This is a genomic window from Candidatus Desulfofervidus auxilii, from assembly GCA_030262725.1.
In the GTDB taxonomy this organism is placed as follows: domain Bacteria; phylum Desulfobacterota; class Desulfofervidia; order Desulfofervidales; family Desulfofervidaceae; genus JAJSZS01.
This window is the reverse complement of sequence record JAJSZS010000064.1, coordinates 1-3,810: the sequence shown is the minus strand read 5'-3', so window position 1 is coordinate 3,810 and position 3,810 is coordinate 1. Positions and strand designations below refer to the sequence as shown.

The 3,810-nt window shown below is 34.0% G+C and carries 2 protein-coding genes; both read right to left on the bottom strand.

Annotation, left to right across the window (positions count from 1 at the left end):
- Positions 1–502, bottom strand: a 502-nt coding sequence (locus tag LWW95_11900; GenBank protein ID MDL1957730.1) for a transposase, incomplete at its 3' end; no start/stop codon positions are given.
- Positions 503–621: 119 nt separating this feature from the next.
- Positions 622–3,810, bottom strand: a 3,189-nt coding sequence (locus LWW95_11895) for a PKD domain-containing protein (GenBank protein MDL1957729.1), incomplete at its 5' end; no start/stop codon positions are given.

The following is a 3,810-nucleotide window of genomic DNA, read 5'->3' as shown; positions in this document are numbered from 1 at the left end:
GCCAATGCATCTTTAAAAAGCATGGAGCCAATAGTTGTAAAGATGCATTGGCTTTTACTAAGCTACCATCAGTGGTTAAGTGTTTCCCACTAACTAAACCATGAGCTATACATTGCCTAACAATCTCATTAAAGATCTGTTGGAAAATCCTACTCCCTTTAAATCTTCCATGACGATTCTTAGAAAAAGTAGAATGATCTGGAACTTCATCATTCATATCTAAACCCACAAACCACCTATATCCAATATGCATCTTAACTTCTTCACAAAGCTTTCTCTCTGATGTAATCCCATAAAGATAACCAATTAATAGCATCCGAATAAGTATTTCAGGATCAATAGATGGCCTGCCAATATCACTATAAAGATGTCTTACTTTGTCATGAATAAAAGAAAAATCAACATATTTATTAATCAGTCTTAAAATGTGGTTTTCAGGAATCATCTCTGCCATATTAAAACAGTAAAACAATCGCTTCTGTAAATTCTTTTTCCCAAGCACAAATTTCTCCTTGACTTAAGTTAAACTTTTATACCACTTTATTCTGTTAAAAGCCAGATTTTTTAATGAAAATAGTTACTTTTTCAACAGCCTGGCAAGACCTCCCCAATTGACTCCCTTTACCAGTTTTCTTTTAATAGCCAGGCTAATTCTTCTTTTGGGGTTTTTGGTACATGAAGTTTTATTTCATTTATTTCGTCTTTTTCTAAAAGTTTTTTACTGAGCCAGATTAAAGGTTTTAAGCTAAGCCTTACAATTGCTTTTAAGGTTTCTTTATCTCTAATATAATTGGCAATGGATGGGCTATATTTATAATATAATTCCACAAATTTTCTGCCATAAGGGTTGGTAAGTAAGTATTTGTCTCTGAATTTGCGTAATATTTCTACTTCTTTTGCCATTGGTGTTCCAAAAGCAGCTGTAGCAATAAAACAATTTCCTCCATCATCACTATTATTACTATTGTCAGTGCTACCTCCATTATCATTTTCACAAGGTGAATCTGAGGCTGAGACCTTTCCTCCAAGGCCAAAAATACTGAAGTGATTTACTCGACAAATGACATAATTTTCCTCAGGATATATTTCAGAACCTACTACTTCTTCCCATTGCCCTGTTGAAGGATTGTACCAGTAAACATTAAACTCTGTTTCTTTTATATTAGTTCCATCAACTATGCCATCATTATCAACATCATTATAAGGAATCCGGATGATTACATCTTGATCAAACTTATGTATACCATCCATCAATTCGTATTCACGATATTCATCTACAGAAACTATTTCATATCCATCTTTTTCTCCAGAAAGTGCTTTTGGTAATGCTGTTTCGTCAATTATTCTTATAACTAACCTATCTTCATTAGGAATAGCTTCTGGCGGTAGTGAGCAACCTGTACCATCATAAAGCAAGATATTTTTGTTTAAAACTGGATAAACAATTACTTCTTTGCGATGTAGACCTTCAATATCTTTTTCTTCTTTTATATCAGGATTTGGCTCAGCATTATCTACTGTTACTGTAATAGGCAATGAAGGATATTCATTGCCCATTACATCTGTTACTACTGCTCTTAATTCATAAAATCCATTTGGTAAAATTGTAGTGTTCCAATATGTGCTGCATCTATCAAAGGAGATAACGGAAATCGATTGCCAGATGTCATTTAATCTTCTATATTCAAAGCGAATGTTTGCCAATTTCTCTTTAGGCACAGTTGTTGTAGCAACAATACTTACCTCAGAGCCACTTACAATTTGGTCTTCTTTAGGTTCAAGAATCCAAGTAATGTGTTCTTCTTGTTTTACAGAAATAGGTATTGTTACTCGATTAGTTAATCCATTAACATCTTTTACTTCAAGACAAGCTAAATAGTTTCCAGCAAGGAAATATGTATGTGAAATACCTTGATTTCTATAACGCTCAAATTCTTCTTCACCTATATTTGCTACCCAATCAAACTTTCCATCTCCATCAAAGTCAAAGGCATAGCGGATAATTTCTCCACTTGAATTGTCATTAAATGTCACTGTAAGAGGTGCATTTCCACTTGTCTTTGATACATTTACTTGAGCTACAGGATAATTAAGTCCTTTATCAGCTACTTGAATGGTTTTTCTTATTATATTTGATACACCATCTTTGTTGGTTACTTTTAAAGTAAGTTCATAAGTGCCAGGACTGCTATAAATATAACTTACTTTGCTTGCGCTATTTTTAACTGCATCAATTATTCCATCTCCATCAAAATCCCATTCATACTTTATAATATCTGCATCTACTAAGGCTTCTGCTTCCACTTCTAAAAGACCATTATCTGTATATTTTTCAAAAACATTGACATCTACCTGTGGTAGATTGGCAGGTTCAGTTACATCAATAAAGACCTTTTCAATACTAGAAAGTCCATTTTTGTCTGTTACTTTTAAAGTGGCAGTATAATGCCCAGGTAAAGTGTAGGTATTTATAACAGAGGTTAAACGAGGAGAGACTATTTCAGCTCTGCCATCTCCATCAAAGTCCCATTCATATTTTACTACTTCACCATTAATAACATTTGCATTAAATTCAACCTTTAAAGGTGCTTCGCCAATTAGAGGATTTGCCTCAAGTGCTACTTTTGGAGTAAGTGAATTATCTTCTACTTTGATTAACACTGTATATGTTTCAGTTAAACCTTGGTTGTCAGTCACTCTTAAAGTAGCATTATACTCACCAGGTGCAGTATAAGTATAAGTTACATTTCCACTTTCTCTTGATACCCAATCATAACTTCCATTTCCATCAAAATCCCATTCATACTTTGCAATATACTCATTATCTGTAACATCAACTCTAAAGGTTACTTCAAAAGGTACAGTGCCTGAGACACTTTCAGTATATCCATTAGCAGTAATATTTATTTGAGGCGGTACATTTATTGGCACATCTATTACAGTGATAGTTACTTCTTGAGAATCAGTAAGCTCACCATCACTTACAGTTACAGTTACTTTATGCACACCTGCATCATCATAATCAGTAGTATAAGTTGGTCCATTCATCCAGCCTGAATAACTAAAGGTAAGTTTATCTCCATCTGGATCAAAAGCATTTGGCGAAATTTTTACAGTTTCACCTTCATTTACAACAATATCAGGAATTTCTTCTAAAACAGGGGCAGAATTAGAAATCACAATTTGATCAGATTCAACAGGTTGTCCATCTACTTTACCATCATTTGGAGTAACAATGACACTAATTATATCACCTTTTACAAAGTTTGAGCTTGATAATGTTTTACCAGTTGCTCCAGAAATAATATTGCCATTCTTTTTCCATTGATATTTAAAAGTAATTGTGTCGCCATCAGAGTCTTTAGCTTGGACTATGGCTGTAAGGTTAGTATCAGTATAAGCAGGCACAGGAGCAATTTCCACAAAAACTATTTCAGGTGGATGATTTGAAGCACCACAATTTGTTCCTGGCATAGCTTCAGTATAAGCGGGTTCTGAATAATTTCCTGCTGAATCATAAGCAAACGCAGCATAGTAATATTGGTTACAATTTTGTAATCCTGAATGCAAAAATGTAACTTCTTTACCTGGTGTAACATCAGTAATATTGCAAACAAGGGTTCCATCATTGTAACTGCTAGGATAGCCGTCATTCTTATAAAGAATTTTTACACCAGCTAAATCTGAATCAGCAGGATTTACCCAAGAAAGCGTTACTTGTCCATCACCTGGTGTAGCTGTGAAGTTAGAGACTTTATTTGGTGCCTGATTTACCACTTGTTCATTTACAATAGTTGAAAATGAACAAGT